The organism is Microbacterium umsixpiens, assembly GCF_053543675.1.
Genome location: NZ_JBLVOH010000147.1, coordinates 24,200 through 25,914 on the forward strand (window position 1 = coordinate 24,200; position 1,715 = coordinate 25,914).

General features: G+C 71.0%; 2 pseudogenes. Both read right to left on the minus strand.

Annotation, left to right across the window (positions count from 1 at the left end):
* Positions 1-1,024, minus strand: a pseudogene (gene hisD / locus ACNPM4_RS14550) (histidinol dehydrogenase); the annotation flags it as partial.
* 1 nt (position 1,025) lies between these two features.
* Positions 1,026-1,715, minus strand: a pseudogene (locus ACNPM4_RS14555) (hypothetical protein); the annotation flags it as partial.

Below are 1,715 nucleotides of genomic sequence, written 5' to 3' on the forward strand. Positions count from 1 at the left end.
CGGCGGCGTCGGCGAGGTGCAGCTCGAGGTGCTCCGGAGCGTAGGCGTTGCTGAAAGCCGTCGCCATGGCACGGTCGTCGACGAGGACGATCGCGGATTGCGGACCGCTCAGAGCCGCCCCGACACGCTCGCTGTGGCGTGTGACCGCCGCCATCCGCTCGACCTCGACGGCGACCTGATCCGCGAGCCCGGCAGCATCCGTCACCAGGACGGCGGAAGCCTGTTCATCGTGCTCCGCCTGGCTGACCAGATCCGCAGCGATGAGTCTCGCATCGGCATCGGCATCGGCCACGACGAGGATCTCGGTCGCACCGGCCTCGGAATCCGTCCCGACGACGCCGGCGACGGCCCGCTTCGCAGACGCGACATAGTTGTTCCCCGGGCCGGAGACCACGTCGACGGGGTCGAGGCCGAGCGACGGAACGCCATGCGCGAAGGCGCCGATCGCGCCGGCTCCCCCCATGGCGTAGACCTCGGTGACGCCCAACAGGGCGGCGGCCGCAAGGATCGTCGGATGGATCCGACCGCCCTGATCGGCCTGCGGTGGAGACGCCAGAGCGATCTGCTCGACGCCCGCCACCTGCGCGGGAACCACGTTCATGATCACGCTCGACGGGTAGACCGCCTTGCCGCCGGGAATGTAGACGCCCACGCGGTGCACGGGCTGCCACCGCTGCAGAATGCGCGCCCCAGGGCCGATCTCGGTGGTCTGAGGCGCCGGCACCTGGGCCTCGGACCCACGGCGCACGCGCACGATCGCCTCTTCGAGCGCAGCGCGGACGGGGGGCTCGATGGATGCGAGGGCGTCGGCGATGTGCGCGGCGGGAACCCGCACCTCGTGGCCCGTCACCCGGTCGAACTGCTCCGCCTGCTCACGGAGAGCGGCCTCACCGCGAACGCGCACGTCCTCGACGATCCGGGCGGCGGTGTCGAGCGCCTCCGCCCGAGCCTGCGTGGCGCGCGGCACGGCCGCGAGCATGTCAGCGGGCGAGAGCTCGCGCCCCCGCAGATCGATCGTGCGCATTTCAGCCCTTCGAGATGTCGGAGATGTCGTGGAGGTAGCCGATCCGTCCGTCGTCATGTCGGACGACGTACGCACCTCCACGGTCCTCGATCACGAGGGCCCAGGCACTCGGCCCGATGCGGAACAGCGGTTCTCCTCGCTCGTCATGCACATCCCGTTCGGAGGCGGCGAGGATCCAGAACGGCTGCGCGGCGGGAGCCGCCTCGCGAGGATTCGTCGCGTCGAGATCAGCGTCGGCGTCGGCGAAGCCCTCGACGATGCGGGGCTCCGCTTCGGCCAGGACATCGCCGGTCTCGTAGGTCGCTGCGGTCTCGAGCAGCGACTCGATGCTTCCGGTGTCCGAGACGATCTCGGGCGCCTGTCCGCGGGACCGACGGGAGTAGGCGGGCACATAGTCCTCGTCGGAGGCGTCCTGGTCGGTCCCGACGCCACCGCCGGAGGCATGCGCCGTGAGAGGCACCTGCTCCGCGAGATCGAGTCGGGCGATCTCGTCAGTCGCCTGTCGCCCGGTCGTCTCGATGTCGAGGCCGGTCACCGGGGGCAGCCCTGACGCATCGACGGTGACCTCGGGCTCGGTGCTGCTGGGGGAAACGGTCGACTCGGCGACGGGAGCGGGCTCGGGGCGCGGGCGCGCGATGACCGGGCGCACCGGATTCGCATTTCGATGCGCGAGCGTGACGAGGCGGCCGTG